This window comes from Streptomyces flavotricini, assembly GCF_020639365.1.
GTDB classification, from domain to species: Bacteria; Actinomycetota; Actinomycetes; order Streptomycetales; family Streptomycetaceae; genus Streptomyces; species Streptomyces flavotricini.
Genome location: NZ_JAINUL010000001.1, coordinates 1,295,423 through 1,317,017, shown reverse-complemented (window position 1 = coordinate 1,317,017; position 21,595 = coordinate 1,295,423). Strand labels below are relative to the sequence as shown.

Below are 21,595 nucleotides of genomic sequence, written 5' to 3'. Positions count from 1 at the left end.
GACAGGTCCGTCAGGAGCCCCGCTGACGGGCCGGTCGTGCCGGCGGGCCGCTCACGGCCGCTTTGGACCGACCGCGTGCGGCCCGCTCCACGGAACCCTCCGCGGAGCGGGGCCGCGCGCGGTACGCCTCCGAGCACCGTCCTGCCCGGGCCCGCTACGGTGGCGCGATGGAACAGCGGATCAGCCTGGTCACCCTGGGCGTCGCGGACCTCGCCCGTGCCAAGGCCTTCTACGCGGCGCTCGGATGGCGCGGCACCGAGGTCGAGGAGACGGTCTTCCACCAGGCGGGCGGCCTCGCCCTGGTGTTGTGGGACCGCCGGAAACTCGCCGCGGACTGCGGTCTCCCCGACGCGCCGCAGGCCGGGTTCGGCGGTATCGCGCTGGCCCACAACGTGCGTACGGACGCCGAAGTGGACACCGTCCTCGACGCGGCCGCCAAGGCCGGCGGCACCGTGAGCCGCCCCGCCGCGCTCAACGCGATCGGCTTCTACTCCGGAGTCTTCACGGACCCCGACGGCCACGCCTGGGAAGTCGCCCACAATCCGGGCTTCACCCTGGCCGAGGACGGCTCCCTGGTCCTGCCCGACTTCGGCGGCCGGGCCGTGTCCTCCGGAGGGCGGCCAGCGTCCGCAGGCGGGCGGTGAGCGGAGTGTCCCGCACCTCGTCGAGGTGCCTGAAGGCGTGGCGGTCGTGCTCGGGGCTCAGCCCCGGGGCTCAGCCGGACGAGCCGGTCACCGGTGTGGACGCCGCCGTGGAAGCAGGGGAATCCACCTGCTCATGCCTCCCGGGCGGCCAGGGTGCGGGCGGCGGTCTTTGCCAGGTGCGCGGTGAACATCGCCGCCGGGTCGGCGACGCCGAGCCGGTGGAGCGCCACCATCGCCGTCACCATGACGTCGCACACCTCCGCCTCCACATCCCGCCACGAGTGGGACAGGCCCTTGCGGGGGTTGGTGCCGGTGGCGCCGATGACGGCCTGGGCGGCTTCGCCGAACTCCTCCCCGATCTTCAGTACTTGCAGCACCCGGCGCTGTTCGGCGGGGATATGGGCGGCGGCCTCGTCGAAGAAGGCGGCAAGCTCTCCGGTGACGGCCCAGGCGTTCTTCTCCACGATGGTTCCCCTTCGTCCTGCCGCTGTCCGTTCGCGGTCCTGCCCCTGTGAACGAACCGGACGGCGTTCGGATGCCCCTGCGGTGGTGCCGCCCGCGGCCGCCTACCGGACCAGCGCGAACGCACCGGCCGCGACGGCCCCGCCCACCGCGGAGCCCGCGAGGACCTGGGCGAGGGTGTGGTCCTGGAGCTCGATCCGGGACCAGCCGACGACGGCGGCCAAGGGGCCCGCGAGGAGCATCAGGGGCCCGTACGCCATGGCGAGCAGTGCGACGCTTCCGCAGGAGACGGCGGCGTGCACGCTGATCTTCCAGGCGGGGGTCACGGCGAGGAGCGCCACGACGGTGGCCAGCATGGCCGAGACCAGCGCGACCATGGTTCGCGGGGCACCGAGGGCCGACAGCGATGCGATGCCGGTGGTGACCGACACGGTGACGAAGCCCATCACGATGATCCGCTGCGGCCTCGGGCCGACGTGCCGGTCGGCCCAGCGACCGCGGTGTATGCCGTACTTGATGAAGGCCAGGGGTATGACGGCGGCGAACAGGCAGCCGAGGAGGCCCCATCCGATCCCGGTCAGGCGGCCGGTGTGCCAGCCGATGAGCACGGTGTCGGCGATGATCCAGGTCTTCGGGTCGAGTCCATCGGTGATCAGGCGCGCGGCCCGGGACTCGTCGGGTGGCGTGGTCGCGAGCGCGGTCGTCACGTAGTGGCTTCCTTGCCGGTCGTGGGGGATGTGCCGGCCGCGGGGGAGCGGTGGCAGGTCCGGGCGAACCGGGTGATCCTCTCAAGCTCGGGCCGCGCGGAGACCGCGGGGCCGGTCAGTCCGCGGTGTCGTCCGGCTCCCCGTCCGGCCCTCCGTCCGTCTTCCGGTCCGTGGCGCGTTTCCGCTCGGCCACCCGCGCCGCCCACGCGGCCGAGTCGATCCGCGTGGCGTAGCCCTCCTCCGGCTCCGACGCGTCCAGATGCACCGCCCACGCCCACAGGACGACCGCCACCAGCAGGAAGCAGCCCGCCACCCCCAGGACCGAGTCGACGTCCTCGGACTGGGACTCCGGGTCCGTCCCGAAGAAGGCGGGAGGACCGTCGACGACCATGCTCACCCACCATGCGAGGGCCGCGTTGAACGCGAGGAGGGCCAGCCAGTACACGGCCCGCACCGCATTCGCCGGGACGCCGTGGAGCGGCCGCAGGAGCAGCAGACGCCGCAGCCTCCCCGGCCCACCACGGCGGCGGCGCGCCGCGGCCTCGAAACTGCGTACCGAGGCGTAGCACTCGTCGAGCCAGTGGCCGGGCTCGGGGTCGGGCGCCCCGGTCGGCGCCAGTCTCTTGGCCTCGATCCAGCCGGTGATGAACTGGATCTCCATCTGAGCCTTTTCCAGCCTCTTGCGGTAGTGGTGGTCGGCGCTCCGCGCCTCGCGGCGGTCCCTGACGACGAGGCTGATCCCGCCCACCAAACCGGTGATCACGGGCACGAAGAACGGAGCGTACGACACCAGGGAATCCAGACCAGGCACCGGCAAAGCCTCCTCGTCCGACCCGGCCTCGGCTGGGGGCCTCCCTCCAGCCTTGCATCCCCCATCCCCGCGCCCACCGCTCCGTGCGGCCGATCGGGTGACCGCCACGGTGCCGGCCAGGCCGTGTCCTTCGGCCCGGGCCGCGGCGGAGGTGGTCCGGGCAGCCGTGACAGCATGGGCGAATGGAGATCCCCGGCCCTTCGGCGCGTCGTCGCATGCTGATCAGCGCGTTGTCCGTGGTGGCGGCGGCTCCGCAAGGGAACCGGTGGACGCGGGCTGTCTTGTCCACCGACGCGGGGTGGGCCCGTCCCCGGCATCTGGCGCGGGCGGTGCTGGTGGCGGAAGGCGAGAGCGACCCGCCGCTGCCGGAGATCTGCATCGTCCGATGAGGACCAAGCCCTGCCCGCCGTTACGGCGGGCAGGGGAGCGGGGACGCCCGCCAGATGCCGGAAGCCCGGGTGAAGGCCGAGTACCCGTGGACGCACGGAACTTCCACACGATCCGTCATGGGCCCTCACCCGGGCGCGGGTACGGTGACCGGCGACGGGGACGAGCCAGGAAGTTGGGTACCCTCTCGGTTGGCTTCGGGGCTTCAGCGGGGCTCAAGCGGGCTGAACTGCCGTTACAGGGGATGGATTTTTCATGAGTGCACCTTCCACCGACCTTTTCCAGCCGCTCCGGCCCGAAGACCCGGCCACGGTGGGGGGTTACCGGCTGAGCGCCGTGCTGGGCGCGGGCGGCATGGGCAAGGTGTACCTCTCCTACACCCCGGGCGGCCGGCCCATCGCGCTCAAGGTGATCCGGCCCGAGTTCAGCGAGGACCCCGAGTTCCGGCGCCGCTTCCAGCAGGAAGTACGTGCGGCGCAGCGGGTGCAGGGCCTCTACACCGCGCCCGTCATCGACTTCGACACCGAGGGTGCGCAGCCCTGGCTCGCCACGGCTTACGTACCGGGCCCCTCCCTCGCGCACGCGGTGGCCCGGCACGGACGGCTGCCGCTGCGCAGTGTGCTGTTGCTGACCGTCGGGGTCGCCGAGGCGCTGCACGTCATCCACGGCGCGGGCATCGTCCACCGCGACCTGAAGCCCGCGAACGTACTCCTCGCCGCCGACGGCCCCCGCGTGATCGACTTCGGCATCGCCCGCGCGGCGGACGCCACTTCCCTGACCGGCAGCGGCGTCAGCGTCGGCACGCCGGCCTTCATGGCGCCCGAGCAGGCCTCCGCCGGTACGGTCACCGACCGCACGGACATCTTCGCCCTCGGCCAGATCGTGGCGTACGCGGCGATCGGCGCGCCCGCGTACGGGGAAGGGTCCTCGCACGCCGTGCTCTACCGCATCGTGCACGAGGACCCCGACCTCAGCGCGCTGCCGGACGAGCTGCGGCCCCTCGTGACGCGGTGCCTCAGCCGTGACCCGGCGGACCGGCCCGCTCTGGCCGAGGTCATCCGGATGTGCCAGGACCTCTCTTCGGTCCCGCTCCGCCAGGGCGAGGACTGGCTGCCCCAGGCGGTCGCCGGTTCGATCACCGAGCGCCTGCAGCTGCCCGAACCGGCGAAGACCCCGCCGCCGCAGCCCGCCGTGGCCCCGACGCCGACCGAGGTCTCCTCGCAGCCTCCGGCGCAGGGCGCGCCCCCGTACCCGCCGACCGGTGCCGGCGTGGCCGCCGCGCCGACGCAGAGCGCGCCCGCCGTGCCGACGCACGCACCGGCCGGTCCCGCCGCTCCGGGCACGCCGCCCGGCCATCAGACGCCGCCGCCCGGCTACCCGGCCCACGCCGGTCACCAGACGCCGCCGCCCGGCTATCAGACGCCTCCCCCCGGCTACCCGACCCACGCCGGTCACCAGACGCCGCCGCCCGGCTATCAGACGCCTCCCCCGGGCTACCCGACCCACCCCGTCCATCAGGCGCCGGCGCCCGGATTCCACCCCGGCTTCCCGCCACCCGCGCCGCAGCGCAAGTCGAAGGCGCCGGTCATCGCCGGGGTCGTCGTGGCAGCGGTGATCGGCCTCGCGGTCCTCGGTTCCCTGCTGCCGGACAACTCCGGCGACAAGGCCAAGGGCGGCTCGTCCTCCGCCGGTGCGAGCGCGAGCAGCGGGACCCCCGGAGGCTCCCAGGACAAGGGGGGCAAGCGCGCCGATCCGACCCCGGCCTCCTACAAGGGCATCAACCTGACGGCCAACTACCAGCTCATGCTGGCCGACAACCCGCCGCGCCCGGGCACCGGCGGCAACGCCGGCGTGCTGTACAACCACGGAGACCTCTACTTCTACCGGGACACCCTCTTCGGGGACACGAAGGTCGGGACCGACAACGGCAAGCTGGTCGTGCTGAACAACGCGCAGAAGGGTTCGCTGGAGACCTGCCGCGCCGAGACCCGCTACACCGAGAAGATCGGCCTGGACCAGCTCACGGACGGGTCGGAGATCTGCGTGCTCAGTGACGCCGGCCACATCGCGGTGGCGACGTACCGCGGCCGGTCGGGGGCGAACGACCCGAGCACTTACATCACGCTCGACCTCACGGTCTGGCGAAACGCCGAGGAACCGAAGAAGGGGAGCTGAGGCGCAGCGGTCCGGTCCGGCCTGTCCGACGCGCGACAAAATGGGCATATCTCCCATTCCTGTCATTTAACTCAGTCGCTGCCATATGCCGTTTGAGGGTGTGTCAGTCGCAAACGTGCGGGGCATAATCGGGCCCGGTCGTCTCCGGAAGCAATGGAGCCATCGGGACACCGGCCGACCTCCCGGTCGGCTTCCCGCACCGGACCGATCCCCAAGGCGTCGTACATGTCCCTGGCCAGCCGCACTCGCCTCGCGGCCCTGCTCGCCGCGGTCTCCGTCGGTGTGGCCGGCGTCACGACCTGGGCCTACGGATACGGGAGCGAGCAGCCGCAGGCGGCCGCCGAGGCGGTCTTCAGGCCGAGCGTGACCGAGGGCTCCACCCTCCAGGTCGTCGCGCACCCCGACGACGACCTGTTCTTCATGAACCCCGACCTGAGCCGCTCCATATCGACGGGCATCAAGGTCACCACCGTCTACCTGACCTCGGGCGAGTCCGACGGCCGGAACGAGGCCCACAGCCCGCACCTGGACGACGCCGCCGGCCCCGCCGACCGCGCCGCCTACGCGGAGGCCCGGCAGAACGGCATCCGGGGCGCCTACGCGCAGATGGCCACCGGTGACCGCACCAGCGTCTGGCAGCGCAAATCCATACCCACGGCCGGCGGGGGCAGCGCCGAGGTGGACGTGCTCGTCGCCAGGCCCGAGGTCAACCTGGTGTGGATGCAGCTCCGCGAGGCCCGCAGCATCTCCGGGGACAATCCGGACAGCCTGCGCGGCCTGTGGGACGGCCGGATACCCGCCCTGGGCGCCCAGCTCACCTCCGGGACGCCGGTCGAGCGGCCGTTCTCGTACTCGAAGGACCAGACCGTGGCCGCCATCGCGGACGTGTTCGCGCGGTACAAGCCGACCACGATACGGACGCAGGACCCGACCCCCGGCAAGTCCGACAGCGGCGTCTTCCTGGACCACCAGGACCACATGTACGGCGCCCGCTTCGTCCAGGCCGCCGCCGAGCGCTACGCGCAGACCACGGACCGCCCGCACTTCTCCGTCCAGAACTACGTGAGCTACCCGAACAGCGCGCTGCCGCCGACGCTCGATCCGCAGGCCGGCGAAGAGAAGCTCGGCTACCTCAAGACCTACGCCTGGATGGACCACGACGACTGGTGCGGCAGCCCCGCCGGCTGCGGTGACCGCAAGACCGCGACCAGGCCCACCGGCGCCGGATGGAACCGGACGATCCGCTACAGCCGGGGCGACGGCACCTCGTGGATGACCGAGGGCGTCCCCGGACGGCTGTGGGCCTTCGCCGTGCTGGACGGGCGGATGGCGTACTGGTCGCGCAGCGGCCCGAAGGCCCCCTGGGAAGGCCCCCGGTTCCTCCCGGGCGACGGCATCGACGCCGGGGCGTCCGCGGTCCGGCTCCCGGACGGCAGGATCGCGGTGTTCGCCACCCGCACCACCCTCGGTGCGACACCCCGGGACTACGGCCGCGAGATCGTGTACGCGGAACAGGGCGGGCCCGACGGTGCGTTCGGTCCCTGGGAATCACTGGGAACCCCCGACACCGTGGACCGGTCCGGCACCTCGGCGATCAGCGGCCCGGCCGTCGCCGTCGATCCGGCGGGCCGGATGACGGTGTACGTGCGCGACTCCCGGCGCACCCTGCGCGCCCGGACCCAGAGCGCCCCGGACGGCGGGTTCGGCGCATGGCAGGCCCTGGGCGGCTCCGGCCTCCTGGGCGATCCGGTCGCCGCGACCGACGGATCGGGGCGGCGGTACGTGTACGCGGCGACGACCGGGTCCGTCGTGGCCTGGGTCCAGCCGACGCCGGGCGCTCCGATGACGGGCTCCTTCGCGACCGGACTGCCCCAGACGACGGGCGTGCTCTCGGTGCGCCCGGAGGGCGACGGGGTCCGCCTGTTCTTCCGCCGGCCGGGCACGGGCACCGTCGGTACGAGCCTGGCGACCATGGGCGGGGCCGCGCCGGAGCTCTCCCCGGTGGCCGAGGCCGGCGGTCCGGGCGGCTACGGCGGCGTGGGCATCGCGGGCCCGCTGCTCGCGGGCCGTACGGGCTCGGGCACGGTCGGCGTGGCGGGCGCGGACGGCCCGCAGTCCTGGCAGGAGTCCCAGATGCTGTACACGGGCGCACCGGCCGGCGTGACCGACCGGTCCGGCACGACCGTCGCGGCGGCCCTCGGCCTGGACGCCGATCTGCACATCGTCACCACGCCCCCTCCCGCCCGCACCGAGCCGGCCGGTGACCGGCTCCCCACCCCGTGGCACCGCGCGGTCCAGCCCCCGATGCTCGCCGGTGCGGCCGACGCGGGTTGAGCCGCCTCCGGGCCGATCCCGCACGCATCACGCGCCACTCCCGGCCCATGGGCGGGCGGGTCCTCTGTCGCGGCGGGAGCCCGCGCGCCACACTGGGGGGTTCGGGGCGCGGCGCCCCGTCACGAGGAGGTGGTGGGGCGGTGTCGGGGACCCCTGCAGAGCAGCCCGCTCCGGTCGTGCGTCCCGAGGTCTGGGAGACGTACGGGCCGGCCGATCTCAGCGCCGTGCCGGTGTTCGCCGGAGGGTTCATCAACTTCGGCTACTGGCAGGCGGTCGATCTGGAACAGCCGCTGTCCCAGCGCGACCGGATCCGCAGTGAGCAGGACCTCTACCGGCACGTACTCGACGCGGTCGGTCCCGCGGGCGCTCGGGCCGTGGAGATCGGCTGCGGTCTCGGCCTCGGATGCGCCCTCGCCCTGGAGGAGTACGCGCCCAGGGAGATGACCGGGGTGGACATCCATCCCCAGCAGCTCCGGCGGGCCCGCGAGGCGAACTCCCACCTCCTCGAAGCCCAGCCGCCCCGGCTGCGCTTCGTGCTCGGGGCGGCGGAGGGACTGCCCCTCGGCGACGCCGAGTTCGACTGCCTCTACAGCGTCGAGGCGGCCCAGCACTTCCCGGACCTGCCCGCGTTCGCCCGCGAGGCGGCGCGGGTCCTGCGCCCCGGCGGGCGGGTGGCGGTCGCCAGCTTCTTCAGCGTCGAGGGCGCGCCCGCGCCGGCGGAGCGGCTCGCTGGTCTGCTCGACTCGTTCGCCAGCGGCCTGGACATCGCCCGGCCCGTCTCGCGGCTCGCCGAGGCCTTGACGGACGCCGGTTTCGCCGATGTACGGATCACCTCGATCGGTCCGCAGGTCTGGCCCGGCTGGGACCGCTGGCTCGCGCGGCTCTGGGCGCCGGGCACCTGGCCCAGGAACTTCCTGGCCGCCTGGGAGCAGCTGATCTTGGACTACTACCTGGTCACCGCCACCCGCCGCCCGTAGCCCGTCGGCACACCCGCGCCGGGCAGGCCCTCCGGGGCCCGGACGTGGCGGACATCACGCCCGGCCTCGTCCAGGGGGTCGGGCGAGCGTGCTGCGGCCTGGTGGGAAGGCCCAGAGGGTGGGATAAATCGGCCGATGGGGGGAGATGAGTGCCTCCGCGCGTGACCTACGCTGGATCGGAATCGCTAGTTCCGGGGGCCGAGCGCAAAGGTAGAGCGCATCCATGGGCATCACCAGCACTTCCGCGCGTCGTCGACGGGCGGTTCCCGCCCTGGCGGGGGCCGTCCTCGCCCTTCTGGCGACCGCGGTCACCCCGGCATTCGCCGCCGCGGACGGCTCGGCGGGCCGGTCCGCGGCCGAGTCGGAGCGGGTCCACGGCGCCACCGGGATCCCGCTCGGGATCTCCCGGCTGGCCCAGGGGCCGGGTCGTGACGTCGCGATCACCATCGACGACGGCCCGGACCCCCGCTGGACGCCGCAGGTCCTCGAGGTGCTGAGGCGGAACCACGTCAAAGCCACCTTCTGCATGATCGGAACCAGGGCGCAGAAGTACCCGGACCTGGTGCGCGCGATCGCGGCCGACGGCCACCGGCTGTGCGACCACACCGTCGACCACGACGTGACGATGGACCACAAGCCCGTCGCCTACCAGCGGCAGCAGATACTCGACGGCAAGGCCATGATCGAGAAGGCCGTTCCGGGCGTCGCCGTCAGCTACTACCGCGCCCCGGGCGGTGCCTTCACCCCCGACAGCCGTGCGATAGCCGCCGCGAGCGGGATGCGGCCGCTGGGCTGGAGCGTCGACCCCAAGGACTGGAGCCGTCCGGGCCTGCCCGCGATCGTCGCCGCCGTGGAGGGCAAGCTGCCCCGACAGCCGACCGTGCTGTTCCACGACGGCGGCGGAGACCGCAGCGAGACGGTCGCGGCGCTCAAGGAGTACCTGCCCTGGCTCGCCGCGCAGGGCTACGCCTTCACGTTCCCGGCCCGCACCGCCCCTTAGGGGGTGTCCGCAGAGTCCCGCCTGCCCCGCGACGCCCGGCACGCGGCGTTCTCGTCGCTCGCCGACACACCACGTCGGCTCCCTCCTCGGCCTTGCGGCGCACGGCACCGGACGCCCCGGGCCGATCCACCCTGATCCGAAAGACACGGCCTAAGGCTCCCGTACGTACGCCCCCGCTCGCGCGGCCGCCGCCGCGGCGCTCGCGGCGCGATCGGCGTCGGCCGTGTCGAGCGGGAGGGCGGTGGTCAGGAGGCGGTAGTAGAGCGGAGCGGACGTCGCGCGGATCACTTCCTGCGCGTCGGTGCCGTCGGGTACCTCGCCGCGGGCGGCGGCCTGCTCCACACAGGGCGCCCATTCTTCGACGCGGGCGGAGTAGAAGCCGTACAGGGCCTGCGCCGCCTTCGGGTCGGAGCCGGCCGCCGCGATCACCGCCCTGAACAGGGCCCCCTGGCGGGGATCGGCGAGCGTTCGCTGCACCAGCCGGGCGTTGGCCGTCAGGTCCCCGAGCAGTGAACCCGTCTCCGTGCGCGGTACGGACTGCTGCGCCATCTCCAGCAGCAGGTCGGCCACGAGGCCGGTGACCGTCCCCCAGCGGCGGTAGACGGTGGTCTTCCCGACCTCCGCGCGGCGCGCGATGTCGGTGAGGTCGAGATGGGCGAAACCCTGCTCGGCCAGGACCTCCGCGGTGGCGTCCAGTACGGCCGCGCGCACCCGCGCCGTACGCCCTCCGGGCCGGGCGGTCCCCGGGTCGGGCGTGGCTTCCGTCAACTCCATAACGGGACTCCAGTTCTATTAACCGTCTCGCGTTGCTACGCTGAGGGCATCTTAACGGAACCGCAGCCCCATTAGCTGGGTGCGGGAGAGGGGATTCGTCATGGAGTACAGGCGACTGGGTGCGTCCGGGCTTCAGGTGCCGGCGCTCAGCTTCGGCGCCGGGACCTTCGGCGGACGGGGGCCCCTCTTCGGGGCCTGGGGCAACACGGGCGTGGCGGAGGCGCGCCGCCTCGTGGACATCTGCATCGACGTCGGCGTCACCATGTTCGACACCGCCGACGTCTACTCCGACGGAGCGTCGGAGGAGGTGCTGGGGGCCGCCCTCAAGGGCCGCCGCGACCAGGTGCTCATCTCCACCAAGGCCGGCCTGCCCACGAGCGACGCCCCCGCGGACGCGGGCACCTCGCGATCGCGCCTGATCGCGTCCGTCGACAAGGCGCTGCGCCGCCTCGACACGGACTACATCGACCTCTTCCAGCTGCACGCCTTCGATGCGGGCACCCCGGTGGAGGAGACGGTCTCCGCCCTCGACGACCTGGTCCGGGCCGGGAAGATCCGCCACCTCGGCATCTCGAACTTCTCCGGCTGGCAGGCGATGAAATCCCTCGCCACCGCCGACCGCCGCGGCCGCGAGCGCTACGTCGCCCACCAGGTCTACTACTCCCTCGTCGGCCGCGACTACGAATGGGAGCTGATGCCGCTCGGGCACGACCAGGGGCTCGGGGCGATCGTCTGGAGCCCCCTCGGCTGGGGGCGGCTCACCGGCAAGATCCGCCGGGGGCGTCCGCTGCCCGCCGGCAGCAGGCTGCACGACACCGCCGACTTCGCGCCGCCGGTGGAGGAGGAACACCTCTATCGCGTCGTCGACGCCCTGGACGAGATCGCCCGGGAGACCGGAAAGGCGATCCCGCAGATCGCCCTGCGCTGGCTGTTGCAGCGGCCGACCGTGTCCTCCGTCATCATCGGTGCGCGCGGCGAGGAGCAACTGCGCCAGAACCTCGGGGCCGTGGGTTGGACGCTCACCGCCGAGCAGATGGCGAAGCTCGACGGGGCCAGCGCCCGCCCGGCCCCGTATCCCTACTTCCCGTACCACCGTCAGCCGGGCTTCGCCCGCCTCGATCCCCCGATGGCCGGGTCGCGTTGATCGCGCCTCGGGGGTCAGGCGGTGCGGATGGCCGTGAGCAGCCGGGCGCAGCGGGCGCTCATGTCCTCGGTGGACAGCTCGGGGTGGGCGATCCACCAGCCCATGAGGGAGCTGACGGTGCCGGTCCAGACGTGCTTGAGGGCGTCGGCGTCGAGGGGGTCCTCGTTGCCGTGGCCGCTCAGCAGTGCCGCGGTGCCCGACGCGGCGAGCCCGTCGATGGCCCCGCGGTGCCGCTGGGCGGCGAGGCGCAGTTCGGAGCCGGGCGCCAAGGTCCTGTCGTAGAGGACGAACCAGGCGTGACGCCGGTCTTCGAGGGCCGTGAAGAGCCCGGTGAGGACGGCGTGGGGGAGCTGTTCCCCGGCGGGTGCGGCCGGTCCGCCGGCCATCGCCTCGTCGATGGCCGCGATGACGCGGGTGGCGATGTGCTCGAGGCAGGCGAGGTAGAGCCCGTCCTTGGAGTCGAAGTAGGCGTAGAGCATCGGCTTCGTCACGCCCACCCGCCCGGCGATCGCGGCCATCGAGGCGGACGCGTGCCCGTGCCGGCCGAACTCCTCCAGCGCGGCGGCGAGGATCTGCTCCTCGCGCTCGGCGCGCGGTACCCCCTTCGTCCCCGCCGCTCCGCCCCGGCGCCTGCCCGGGGGCGGCGAGGCGTTCGGTGCGGTGCCGGTGCTTGTGGAGTCCATGGGGCGAACTATACGGTGAAGTAAATTACCAAGCGGTAAATTACCGAAAGGTTATATCGCCATGGCCGAGACCGTGCCTCCCGCCGCCCCTCTCGCCCCGTCCCGCCGACGCTCCTGGTGGGGCTGGGGCACCGACGACAAGGCCTTGTCCGACGGCGAGTGCGTCGCCCTCGGCGCACTGGTCCCCGGTGCCGCCGACACCCCGCTCCCGGTACCCGACGTCCGGTCCGTCGATCTGCCGAAGACCCGGATCACCCCGCCGCCCTCCCTCGCCCACCTGATGTCCGACACCCCGCCGGCCCGGGCCTCGCACACGTACGGGAAGGCCTACCGCGATGTCGTACGGGCCCTGCGGGGCGAACTCGGGGCGGCTCCGGACCAGGTCGCCTTCCCCCGCAGCGAGCAGGACGTCGTGGACGTACTGGACTGGGCCGAGGGGGCGGACGTGGTCGTCGTGCCCTACGGGGCGGGCAGTTCGGTGGTCGGGGGAGTGGAGTACCGGGGAGAGCGGCGGCGGGCCGCGGTCTCCCTCGACCTCGCCGGCCTCGACCGCGTGCTCGACATCGACACCGCCAGCCGGGCGGCACGGATCGAGGCGGGCGTACTCGGCCCCGACCTCGAAGCACAGCTGCGGCCACACGGTCTGACGCTGCGCCACTTTCCGCAGAGCTTCGAGTTCTCCACCCTCGGCGGCTGGCTGGCGACCCGGGCCGGCGGCCACTACGCCACGCTCCTCACCCACATCGACGACCTGACCGAGTCCTTGCGCGTGGTCACCCCGGTCGGCGTCAACGAGTCGCTGCGCGTGCCCGGTTCGGGCGCCGGACCCTCCCCCGACCGGCTGTTCCTGGGATCGGAGGGAACGCTCGGCGTGATCACCGAGGCATGGATGCGGCTGCAGGACCGGCCCCGCCACAAGGCGTCCGCCTCCGTCCTGTTCGACGACTTCAAGGCCGCGGCCGACGCGGTACGCGCCATCGCACAGTCGGGGCTGCACCCGGCCAACTGCCGGCTGCTCGATCCGGGCGAGGCGGCGCTTTCGGGCGTGGCCGGCGGCGGCCGCAGCGTACTCGTCCTCGGAGTGGAGTCCGCGCACTTCCCCGTCGCCGACCGGCTCGCCGAACTGGTCGCCCTGGCGCAGGACCACGGGGGCTCGCCGGCCGGGACCACCCGGCCCCCGGCCGGTGATTCCGCCGACGACTCCGCGGCCGGCGCGTGGCGCTCCGCCTTCCTGCGCATGCCGTACCTGCGCGACGGACTCGCGCGGATGAGCGTGATCAGCGAGACCTTCGAAACGGCCTGCACCTGGGACCGCGCCGATGCCCTGTACGAGGCCGTGCACCGGGACCTGGGCGCCGTCGTACGCGAGGTCACCGGTGCCCAGGGGATGATCAACTGCCGTTTCACCCACGTCTACCCCGACGGCCCCGCCCCCTACTTCACCGTCATAGCCCCGGCGCGGCGCGGCTCGGAGGTCGCGATGTGGGACGAGATCAAGTCCGCCGCTATGGACGTGCTCGGCGCGCACGGGGCGACCGTCACCCACCACCACGCCGTCGGCCGCGACCACCGGCCCGGATACGACCGGCAGCGCCCGGAGCCGTTCGCCCGGGCGCTGCGGGCCGCGAAGAACGCGCTCGACCCGGCGGGCATCCTCAACCCCGGAGTGCTCTTCGACGGTGAGCGGGGCTGAGCGGACGGCGCCTCCGCCGCGTCGTGCGGCGCCGTCAGGCGCCGGCGCCCAGGACGGTGGCGATCAGCTGCCCTTGTTCCGCGGTGAGGTACGGATCGCGCAACTCCACCAGCTTGTCGTCGACGCGGACGACGTAGCCGAACCCGTCCGGCACGGGTTCCCGGGCCCCGGGGCATTCGCCGCTCAGGGCCAGCTCGGCCAGCCGCTCCAGCTCGGCGCCGTCGCGCCGGTACTCCGTGTCGAGGGAAGCGGTCCGTTCCCTGCCCGCGAACCCCCCGGTGCGGGTGACGGTGATCAGCATCGCGAAACCTCCTGGAATCGAGCGCCGCCCGCGGCCGGCCCGGTCGGCCGGGTCGGGGGCGCACGGGATGGACACCCTCTCGCCTGCCCCCGAATCCCCCGCACGTGCCTCTGCGCGCGGCATCGGCGGGAGTTGTCCGAAACCGGCTCCGTACCGTGCGCCGACGGTCGTCGGCGGGCGGCAGCGTGTGCGGGGTGGCCCGCGGGGTAGGCGCGCCCGCATGACATGGAGGGATGTACTGCGGAGTACGCGGAAGCGGGCGGAGCCGACGAAGCGGAGCGAGCCGGCGGAGCGGAGGGAGCGGACCGTGCCGCCCGGCCGGAGGAAACGACGGCGGCCGGCCCATCCGGCGGTCCGGGCGTCGGCCATGGTGACCGCATTCGCCGGGACGGTGCTCTTCGGTGTGGTCCTGGCCCGGCTGACGCTGGAACCCTCCGCCGCCTCGGCGGCCCTCGTGCACGCCAACGTCCGGCCCGGCAGCTCGATCAGCGCCTACCTGCACGGGACGTCGACGGTCGAGGCGGTGCGCCAGCTGGGAGGGAACCTGCTGCTCGGCCTGCCCTTCGGTGTGCTCCTGCCCGTTCTGCTGCCCCCGGCGCGGGGACTGTTGCGGGTCGGCGCCGTGACGGCCTGTCTGATGACGCTGGTGGAGCTCGTCCAGGGCGCCCTCGTCACCGGACGCGTCTTCGACATCGACGACGTCCTGCTCAACACGGCCGGCGCGCTCCTCGGGTACCTGCTGATCGGCCGCCGCCTCGGGCGGGCCGTCCACCCGCGCCGCCGGCACTGGTGGAACCGGCGGACCGCGGAGGCCGGTGACGCCTGACCCATGGCACCTGCCTTGTGACCTCTGCCCTGCGAGATCTGCCTCGTGACATCGCCGTACGGCACCTGACCCGTGACTTGTGACTCGTGGGTATTGCACACCCCGGCGGTGACAGGCATGACTGTCGCGGCATCCGCCCGGCGTGACACGGTCAGGTCTGCCGCCGAACGAGGGAGCAGGTGTGAACAAGGGGTACGCCGCCTTCTGCGACGCCGACCGCTGGTTCTACGACGCGCCGTACCGGCGCGCCGGTGAGAGCTACCCGGCCGCGCTCGCCCCCGTACCGTCGGGGTGGCGCTCGCACCGCAGCGGCGACTGGCTCGCACTGCGCCCCGCCGACGCCGAACTGCCCGCGCAGGGCTGGAAGATCCACGTCTCTGCCACGCTCGACAACGCGGAAGCCCTGCTGACGACGGTGTACGCGTACTGCACCGCCCGGCGCATCGCCTTCAAGTTCATACCGAGCCGGTACCTGCTGCACCTGCGCAACGCCAAGTACGCCGACCGCGCGGCGAGCGGCAAGTTCATCACCGTGTACCCGGCCGACGAGCAGCAGTGCCGCCGGATCGCGGAGGACCTCGACGCCGCGCTGGCCGGGGCGGCCGGCCCGTACATCCTCAGCGATCTGCGCTGGGGCGCCGGCCCGGTGTACCTGCGCTACGGCAGTTTCACCCTGAGGCACTGCTACGACGAGCACGGCGAGCTGGTCCCGGCGATAGAGACCCCCGACGGGCGGCTCGTACCGGACCGGCGCGGACCGGTGTTCCAGCCGCCCGAGTGGCTCGAACTGCCCGACTTCCTGGAGCCGCACCTCGCGGCGCGCTCCGCGGCCAACCTGACCGGCATCCCCTTCACCGTGGAGCGGGCGCTGCACTTCTCCAACGGCGGCGGCGTCTACGTGGGCAAGGACAGCCGCACCGGCGAGAGCGTGGTCCTCAAGGAGGCCCGCCCGTACGCCGGGCTCGCCGCGGACGGCGCCGACGCCGTGACCCGGCTGCACCGTGAACGGGCCGCGCTGGAGAGACTGTCGGGACTGGACTGCGTGCCCGCGGTGCGCGGCACCTTCACGGTCGGCGACCACCACTTCCTGGTGCTGCAGCACCTCGCGGGCAAACCGCTCAACACCTACTTCGCCCGCCGTCACCCGCTGATCGAGGCGGACCCCGACCAGGCGGAGCTCGCCTCGTACACCGACTGGGCCCTGAAGATCCACCGCAGGGTCACCGAGGCCGTCGAGGCCGTGCACGCCCGCGGCGTGGTCTTCAACGACCTCCACCTCTTCAACATCATGGTGGCCGAGGACGAGAGCGGTGAACCCTCCGTCGCCCTGCTGGACTTCGAGGCCGCCGCGCACGTGGACGAGGGACTGCGGCAGACCGTGGCCAATCCCGCCTTCGTCGCCCCCGCCGAGCGGCGCGGGTTCTCCGTCGACCGCTACGCCCTCGCCTGTCTGCGGATCGCCCTGTTCCTCCCGCTGACCAGCCTGTTCGTCCTGGACCGGGCCAAGGCCGCCCATCTCGCCGCCGTCGCCGCCGAACAGTTCCCCGTACCACGGCAGTTCCTCGACGAGGCCGTCGAGGAGATCCTGTCCGGAGCCCCGCAGGGCGCGCCGGGCGGCCGCCCGCCCGCACCGCCGGGCCCGTACCTGCCCGTCGAGCCGGGGGACTGGCCGGCCGCCCGCGCGTCGATGGCCGCGGCGATACGCGCGAGCGCCACCCGGGAGCGCGAGGACCGCTTCGTGCCGGGCGACATAGCCCAGTTCGCGACCGCCGGCGCGGGCACCGGCTTCGGCTACGGGATCGCCGGAGTGCTCCACGCCCTCGCCGAGACCGGAGCCGAGCCCTGGCCCGAAGCCGAGGAATGGCTGCTGGAGCGGACCGGGGAACCGGACTCCGGTACCCCGCTCGGCTTCTACGACGGTCTCGCCGGCACGGCCTGGACGCTCCACCGGCTCGGACACGCGGGCCCCGCCCTCGACCTCAGCGAACGGCTGCTCCGGCAGCCCTGGCAGAGCGCGGGCCCCGACCTGCACAGCGGACTCGCCGGCATCGGCCTGGCAATGGACGCGCTCGGCACCGCGAGCGGCGAGAGCGGGCTGCACACCGCGGCCCTGCGCTGCGCCGAACTGCTCGCCCGGCCCGAGCAGCGGCCCACCCGCGCCGGACTGATGTACGGGAACACCGGACCGGCCCTGCTCTTCCTGCGGCTGTACGAACGCACCGGAGACAAGGAACTGCTGCTCCAAGCCGCCCGGTCGCTCCACCGCGACCTCGACCGCTGCGTCACCAGCGCGTACGGCACCCTGCAGGTGAACGAGGGCTGGCGCACGATGCCGTACCTCGGTGAAGGCAGCGTCGGCATCGGCATGGTCCTCGACGACTGGCTGGAGCACGCTCCCGACGAGCGGTTCGAACAGGCCCGGCGCGAGATCGTACGGGCGGCGCAGGCGACCTTCTACGCCCAGCCCGGGCTGCTGCGCGGCGCCGCCGGGATGATCCTCCACCTGGCCCGGACCACCACGCCCGGCCCCGGCACGGGTCCCGCGGACATCGCCCGCCAGATCGACGCACTGGCCCGGCACGCCGTGCCGTACCAGGGACATCTGGCCTTCCCCGGTGAGCAGATGATGCGCCTGTCCATGGACCTCGCCACGGGCACCGCCGGCGCTCTCCTCGCCCTCGGCAGCGCCGCGCCCGGCGGGCGCGCGCACCTGCCGTTCCTCCCGCCGCTGCGACGTACCGCGGCGGCCCAAGAGCCGGTCCCGCCCGGGACCGTGACCCATCGCACCACCCGACAGAAGAGGAATCTGACATGACGCTTCTCGACCTGCAGTCGATGGAGACCCCCAAGGAAGAGGTCACCGAGGGCGCGCTGCACGGCGGCGGTGGCGGCAGCCGGGCCAGCCTGCTCCTCTGCGGCGACAGCAGCCTGAGCATCACGACCTGTAACTGATCCGGGTCACCTCCGGGCCCGGGCGGTTCGCCGCCCGGGCCCGCACCACACCACTGGAGGCATCCGCGGATGAGCCCCCCCGACGCGGTGGACGACGCGGCGCAGGCGGCGGCCGTGGCACGTACCGCCGACCGGGCTCTCGTGGCAGCGGCCCGGCACAGCGCCGGACGCACCGCCGCGGTCCTCGGATGCACGCTCGGCGCCGCCGCGGCGGCGCTCGCGGAACCGGCCGTCCTCGGCCACACCCTCGACCTGCTGCTCCGCCGCGACCCGGCGGGCTCCGCCTGGACGCTGCTGTGCGCCGCGGTCATCGCGGCCGAAGTGGCCCTGGACGCGGTCGGCGCCCGGCTGACGGGCGAGGTCGACGGCCGTTCCACCGCCCGCCTGCGCCGGCTCGCGCTCGCCCGGCTGCTGCGGACGGCCCCGCACCACGCCGCCCGCCACGCACCCGGCGACACCGCGGCGCGGCTGACCGCACACGCCACCGAGGCGGGCAAGGTCCCGGCCGCCGTCGCGCACGCCGTCGCCGCACTGCTCCCGCCCCTCGGCGCGGTCACCGCCCTCTTCCTCATCGACCTGTGGACGGCACTCGCCTTCCTCGTCGGCGTTCCGTTCCTGGTGCTCCTGCTGCGTGCCTTCGCCCGCGACACGCACACCAGCGTCGCCCGCTACCAGCAGGTCCAGCTCGAAACCGCCGGCCGCCTGACCGAGGCACTGGCCGGGGCGCGGACGATCGCCGCCGCCGGCACCGCGGAGCGCGAACGCGCGCGGATCCTGGCCCGGTTGCCCGAGCTGGGCACCGAGGGCAGGCGGATGTGGCAGGTCTACGGCGGCACCACGGCCCGGTCCGCGGCCCTCATGCCGATGCTCCTGTACGCCGTCCTGGCCGTCGGCGGCATCCGCCTGTCGGCCGGGGCGATCGGGGTCGGTGAACTCCTCGCCGCCGTACGGTACGCAGGCCTCGCGGCCGGCATCGGCGCCGTGACCGGGGGCCTGGCGGCCGTGGTCCGCGGCCGGTCGGCGACCCGGCGGACCGCCGCCCTCCTGGCCCTGCCCGTACTCGGCCACGGCCGGGCGCGGCTGCCGGAAGGCGGCCCCGGCACTCTGGAACTGAGGGGCGTCCGGGTGGTGCGCGGGGGCGCCGCCGTCCTGCACGACATCAGTCTGGTGATCCCGGGAGGCACCACCGTGGCCGTGGTGGGCCGCTCGGGCGCGGGCAAGACGCTGTTCGCCGCCGTGGCCGGCCGGCTCACCGACCCCGACGCGGGCCGGGTGCTGCTGGACGGGGTGCCCCTGCGGGAAGTGAGCGCCGAAGTACTGCGCCGCGAGGTCGGATACGCCTTCGACCGGCCCGTACTGCTCGGGGACACGGTCGGCGAGGCGATCGCCTTCGGCGCGGGGCAGGGACCCGGGCCGGAGGCGGTGCGCGCCGCGGCCCGTGCCGCGGGAGCCGACCTGTTCGTCCGGCGCCTGCCCCACGCGTACGGCACGCGCCTCGCCGACGCCCCGATGTCCGGCGGAGAGGTCCAACGCCTGGGGCTGGCGCGGGCGTTCGCCCATGCGGGCCGGCTCCTCGTACTGGACGACGCCACCTCCAGCCTCGACACCGTCACGGCCCGGGAGGTCGAGCGGGCCCTCGCCCGCGAGATCCGGCCCGGCACCCGGATCGTGGTCGCGCACCGCCTCTCGTCCGCCGTCCGCGCCGATCTCGTCGTCTGGCTGGAGCACGGGCGGATACGGGCGACGGGAACCCACGGCGAGCTCTGGCGACACGAGCCCGCCTACCGGGCGGTGTTCGCCGCCGACACGCAGCGGGAGACGGACGAGGACACGGAAAGGGACACGCAGCGGGAGGCGGCGCGATGACCGGAGGAGGGGCCTGGGGCCGGGTGGCCCCCGAGGGCCGGCTGTTCCTGCGCGGCCGCGGGAGGGTCGTGGGCCGGCTGGCCGCATGGTCGCTCCTGGAGTCCGCGCACACCTTCCTCGGCGGCTACGGCGTGGCCCGCGCCCTCGACGACGGCTTCCTCGCCGGCCGCACCGCCACCGGCCTCGGCTGGCTGGCCGCGGCCGGAGCCGGAGCGCTGATCGGCGGGTTCGCGCTGCGCGGCGTGTTCGCCGGGCTCGCGGACCTCGTGGAGCCGCTGCGGGACGGCCTGGTGCGGCGGGCGGTGCGCCAGGCACTGGACCGGGCCGTCGCCGACCCGGCGGGCGCCGGCGACACGGGCGCGGTCTCCCGGCTGACCCAGCAGACGGAGATGGCCCGGGACTCCTTCGCGGGGCTGGTCCTGACGGCACGCTCGTTCGTGTTCACCGCCGTGGGTGCCCTCGTCGGCATGGCCGCCCTCGCGCCCGTGCTGCTGCTGGTCGTGCTGCCGCCCCTGTTGCTGGGCGTGGCCGCGTTCCTGGCGACGCTGCGCCCCCTGGCCGCCGTACAGCGCAGGTCCCTGGACACCGACGAGGCGCTGGCCGACCGGGTGGGGAAGCTGGCGGAGGGGCTGCGCGACATCGTCGCCTGCGGGGGACGGACCGCCGTGGAGGCGCGGGCGGAGCCCCTCATCGCCGCCCAGGAGCGGCTGGCGCGCACCCTCGCGGGCTGGGCGGCTCTGCGCACCCTGGCCCTGGGCACGGCGGGCCGGCTGCCGGTCATCGCGCTCCTCGCCGCGACACCTTGGCTGCTGGGCCGCGGGATCACCGCCGGTACGCTGGCCGGCGGACTCACGTACCTGGTACAGGCCCTGCTGCCCGCCCTCAACTCGCTCATGACCGCGCTGGGTTCCGCCGGTACCCGGCTGCTCGTGGTACTCGAACGCTTCAGCGCTCCGGTGCCGCCGGACCCGGCCGGCCACGGCACGCTGAAGCCGGAGCCGGAGCCGGAGCCGGAGCCGGAGCCGGAGCCGGAGCCGGAGCCGCTGTCGTCGCCCCGGCCGGTCCGCCCGCGGAGCGAGGCCGCGGCCGAGCTCCGGGGCGTCACCTTCGCCTACGGCCCCGGCGCCGCTCCCGTGCTCGACGGCCTCGACCTGCTGGTGCGCCCGGGGGAGCACCTCGCGGTGGTCGGACCGAGCGGCATCGGCAAGTCCACGCTCACCGCCCTGCTCGCCGGAATGCTGTCACCCGACGCGGGATCGGTCCTCGTCGCCGGCGCGGCCGCCCGCCGGGAGACGGGGTCCACCGGGCCGGACCCGCGGCGCACCCTGCTGCCGCAGCAGGCCTACGTGTTCACCGGCACCGTACGGGAGAACCTGACCCACCTCGCCGTCGCCCCGGGCACGCCGGAGCCCGGCGACGCCCGGGTGCGGCGCGCCGTCAGCGCCCTGGGGCTGGAAGAGCTGGTGGCCCGGCTCGGCGGTCTGGACGCCGGGGTGTCGCCCCGGCTGCTGTCCCGGGGCGAGAGCCAGCAGCTCGCGCTCGCCGCCGCCTACCTCTCGCCGGCCCCGCTCCTGCTGCTCGACGAAGCCACCTGCCACCTGGACCCGGCGGCCGAGGAGCGTGCCGAACGGGCCCTCGCGGACCGTCCCGGCACCCTCGTGGTCGTGGCCCACCGCGTCTCGTCCGCAGCCCGCGCCGACCGGGTCCTCGTCCTCGACGGGACCCGCGCCGTGTGCGGCACACACGAAGAACTCCCCGCCAGGTCACCCCTGTACGGCGATCTGGTGGGGAGGTGGAACCAGGCCGCGGACGACTGACACGGCCGTCGTGCCCGTCCGCGGCCCCGCGGCGGCCCGGGG

19 protein-coding genes are annotated in these 21,595 nt (G+C 73.9%); 13 read left to right on the top strand and 6 right to left on the bottom strand.

The window, feature by feature from the left end:
- Window positions 1-167 precede the first annotated feature (167 nt).
- Entirely contained in the window at window positions 168-644 is a 477-nt protein-coding gene (locus K7B10_RS06290) for a VOC family protein (RefSeq protein ID WP_229334951.1), read from the top strand.
- A 131-nt stretch (window positions 645-775) separates the two neighbouring features.
- On the opposite strand, the gene K7B10_RS06285 is transcribed toward K7B10_RS06290, so the two are convergent.
- From K7B10_RS06285 to K7B10_RS06275, 3 genes are all read right to left on the bottom strand, one after another.
- Entirely contained in the window at window positions 776-1,108 is a 333-nt protein-coding gene (locus K7B10_RS06285) for a MazG-like family protein (RefSeq protein WP_229334950.1), read from the bottom strand.
- A gap of 102 nt (window positions 1,109-1,210) precedes the next feature.
- A complete protein-coding gene (locus K7B10_RS06280) occupies window positions 1,211-1,813 on the bottom strand; it encodes a hypothetical protein (RefSeq protein WP_229334949.1) in 603 nt (200 codons plus the stop codon).
- Between the two features lie 115 nt (window positions 1,814-1,928).
- On the bottom strand, window positions 1,929-2,624 hold the full coding sequence (locus K7B10_RS06275) for a hypothetical protein (protein ID WP_229334948.1): 696 nt from the start codon (window positions 2,622-2,624) through the stop codon (window positions 1,929-1,931).
- A gap of 182 nt (window positions 2,625-2,806) precedes the next feature.
- Between K7B10_RS06275 and K7B10_RS06270 the strand changes: the two genes are divergently transcribed.
- The 5 genes from K7B10_RS06270 (at window position 2,807) to K7B10_RS06250 (ending at window position 9,497) form a co-directional block, all read left to right on the top strand.
- Window positions 2,807-3,013: a hypothetical protein gene (locus K7B10_RS06270; protein ID WP_229334947.1), complete on the top strand. Its 207-nt coding sequence runs from the start codon at window positions 2,807-2,809 to the stop codon at window positions 3,011-3,013.
- A gap of 253 nt (window positions 3,014-3,266) precedes the next feature.
- The gene (locus K7B10_RS06265) at window positions 3,267-5,186 is read left to right on the top strand and encodes a serine/threonine-protein kinase (RefSeq protein WP_229334946.1); all 1,920 of its coding nucleotides are present in this window, start codon (window positions 3,267-3,269) and stop codon (window positions 5,184-5,186) included.
- A gap of 225 nt (window positions 5,187-5,411) precedes the next feature.
- Window positions 5,412-7,520 carry a PIG-L family deacetylase gene (locus K7B10_RS06260; protein ID WP_229334945.1) on the top strand — a complete coding sequence of 703 codons (2,109 nt, stop codon included), beginning with the start codon at window positions 5,412-5,414 and terminating at the stop codon, window positions 7,518-7,520.
- A 140-nt stretch (window positions 7,521-7,660) separates the two neighbouring features.
- On the top strand, window positions 7,661-8,497 hold the full coding sequence (locus K7B10_RS06255) for a class I SAM-dependent methyltransferase (RefSeq protein WP_229334944.1): 837 nt from the start codon (window positions 7,661-7,663) through the stop codon (window positions 8,495-8,497).
- A gap of 223 nt (window positions 8,498-8,720) precedes the next feature.
- Entirely contained in the window at window positions 8,721-9,497 is a 777-nt protein-coding gene (locus K7B10_RS06250) for a polysaccharide deacetylase family protein (protein WP_229334943.1), read from the top strand.
- A gap of 150 nt (window positions 9,498-9,647) precedes the next feature.
- Here K7B10_RS06250 and K7B10_RS06245 read toward each other — a convergent pair whose 3' ends face one another.
- The gene (locus tag K7B10_RS06245) at window positions 9,648-10,271 is read right to left on the bottom strand and encodes a TetR/AcrR family transcriptional regulator (RefSeq protein ID WP_229334942.1); all 624 of its coding nucleotides are present in this window, start codon (window positions 10,269-10,271) and stop codon (window positions 9,648-9,650) included.
- A 100-nt stretch (window positions 10,272-10,371) separates the two neighbouring features.
- On the opposite strand from K7B10_RS06245, the gene K7B10_RS06240 reads away from it, so the two are divergent.
- Entirely contained in the window at window positions 10,372-11,415 is a 1,044-nt protein-coding gene (locus K7B10_RS06240; RefSeq protein ID WP_229334941.1) for an aldo/keto reductase, read from the top strand.
- Window positions 11,416-11,429: 14 nt separating this feature from the next.
- Here K7B10_RS06240 and K7B10_RS06235 read toward each other — a convergent pair whose 3' ends face one another.
- Complete coding sequence (locus K7B10_RS06235) at window positions 11,430-12,098, bottom strand: TetR/AcrR family transcriptional regulator (protein ID WP_229334940.1); 669 nt, start codon at window positions 12,096-12,098, stop codon at window positions 11,430-11,432.
- 61 nt (window positions 12,099-12,159) lie between these two features.
- Here K7B10_RS06235 and K7B10_RS06230 point away from each other — a divergent pair, with 61 nt between their 5' ends.
- Window positions 12,160-13,791: an FAD-binding oxidoreductase gene (locus tag K7B10_RS06230; protein WP_229334939.1), complete on the top strand. Its 1,632-nt coding sequence runs from the start codon at window positions 12,160-12,162 to the stop codon at window positions 13,789-13,791.
- Between the two features lie 34 nt (window positions 13,792-13,825).
- Here the strand turns inward: K7B10_RS06230 and K7B10_RS06225 are convergent, their stop codons facing one another.
- Complete coding sequence (locus tag K7B10_RS06225) at window positions 13,826-14,092, bottom strand: protealysin inhibitor emfourin (protein WP_229334938.1); 267 nt, start codon at window positions 14,090-14,092, stop codon at window positions 13,826-13,828.
- Window positions 14,093-14,459: 367 nt separating this feature from the next.
- Here K7B10_RS06225 and K7B10_RS06220 point away from each other — a divergent pair, with 367 nt between their 5' ends.
- The 5 genes from K7B10_RS06220 to K7B10_RS06200 all read left to right on the top strand — a co-directional run bounded on the left by K7B10_RS06220 (window position 14,460) and on the right by K7B10_RS06200 (window position 21,553).
- Entirely contained in the window at window positions 14,460-14,918 is a 459-nt protein-coding gene (locus K7B10_RS06220; protein WP_372481377.1) for a VanZ family protein, read from the top strand.
- A 181-nt stretch (window positions 14,919-15,099) separates the two neighbouring features.
- Window positions 15,100-17,733, top strand: a complete 2,634-nt coding sequence (gene lanKC, locus K7B10_RS06215; protein WP_229334936.1) for a class III lanthionine synthetase LanKC — start codon at window positions 15,100-15,102, stop codon at window positions 17,731-17,733.
- A complete protein-coding gene (locus tag K7B10_RS06210; RefSeq protein WP_229334935.1) occupies window positions 17,730-17,870 on the top strand; it encodes a SapB/AmfS family lanthipeptide in 141 nt (46 codons plus the stop codon). Before lanKC ends, K7B10_RS06210 begins: the two co-directional genes overlap by 4 nt.
- Window positions 17,871-17,939: 69 nt before the next feature.
- Window positions 17,940-19,736 (top strand): ABC transporter ATP-binding protein, encoded by a 1,797-nt coding sequence (locus K7B10_RS06205; RefSeq protein WP_229334934.1) that lies wholly within the window; start codon window positions 17,940-17,942, stop codon window positions 19,734-19,736.
- Window positions 19,733-21,553 (top strand): ATP-binding cassette domain-containing protein, encoded by a 1,821-nt coding sequence (locus K7B10_RS06200; RefSeq protein WP_229334933.1) that lies wholly within the window; start codon window positions 19,733-19,735, stop codon window positions 21,551-21,553. The genes K7B10_RS06205 and K7B10_RS06200 overlap by 4 nt, the downstream gene beginning before the upstream one ends.
- Window positions 21,554-21,595 lie beyond the last annotated feature (42 nt).

What these genes read in the sequence shown, in the direction of transcription:
- K7B10_RS06220 (WP_372481377.1), top strand. Translation starts at nt 14,460, where the DNA reads ATGGTGACCGCATTCGCCGGGACGGTGCTCTTCGGTGTGGTCCTGGCC.
- K7B10_RS06200 (WP_229334933.1), top strand. Translation starts at nt 19,733, where the DNA reads ATGACCGGAGGAGGGGCCTGGGGCCGGGTGGCCCCCGAGGGCCGGCTG.
- K7B10_RS06235 (WP_229334940.1), bottom strand. Translation starts at nt 12,098, where the DNA reads ATGGACTCCACAAGCACCGGCACCGCACCGAACGCCTCGCCGCCCCCG.
- K7B10_RS06240 (WP_229334941.1), top strand. Translation starts at nt 10,372, where the DNA reads ATGGAGTACAGGCGACTGGGTGCGTCCGGGCTTCAGGTGCCGGCGCTC.
- K7B10_RS06230 (WP_229334939.1), top strand. Translation starts at nt 12,160, where the DNA reads ATGGCCGAGACCGTGCCTCCCGCCGCCCCTCTCGCCCCGTCCCGCCGA.
- K7B10_RS06270 (WP_229334947.1), top strand. Translation starts at nt 2,807, where the DNA reads ATGGAGATCCCCGGCCCTTCGGCGCGTCGTCGCATGCTGATCAGCGCG.
- K7B10_RS06205 (WP_229334934.1), top strand. Translation starts at nt 17,940, where the DNA reads ATGAGCCCCCCCGACGCGGTGGACGACGCGGCGCAGGCGGCGGCCGTG.
- K7B10_RS06290 (WP_229334951.1), top strand. Translation starts at nt 168, where the DNA reads ATGGAACAGCGGATCAGCCTGGTCACCCTGGGCGTCGCGGACCTCGCC.
- K7B10_RS06245 (WP_229334942.1), bottom strand. Translation starts at nt 10,271, where the DNA reads ATGGAGTTGACGGAAGCCACGCCCGACCCGGGGACCGCCCGGCCCGGA.
- K7B10_RS06265 (WP_229334946.1), top strand. Translation starts at nt 3,267, where the DNA reads ATGAGTGCACCTTCCACCGACCTTTTCCAGCCGCTCCGGCCCGAAGAC.
- K7B10_RS06250 (WP_229334943.1), top strand. Translation starts at nt 8,721, where the DNA reads ATGGGCATCACCAGCACTTCCGCGCGTCGTCGACGGGCGGTTCCCGCC.
- K7B10_RS06210 (WP_229334935.1), top strand. Translation starts at nt 17,730, where the DNA reads ATGACGCTTCTCGACCTGCAGTCGATGGAGACCCCCAAGGAAGAGGTC.
- K7B10_RS06225 (WP_229334938.1), bottom strand. Translation starts at nt 14,092, where the DNA reads ATGCTGATCACCGTCACCCGCACCGGGGGGTTCGCGGGCAGGGAACGG.
- K7B10_RS06260 (WP_229334945.1), top strand. Translation starts at nt 5,412, where the DNA reads ATGTCCCTGGCCAGCCGCACTCGCCTCGCGGCCCTGCTCGCCGCGGTC.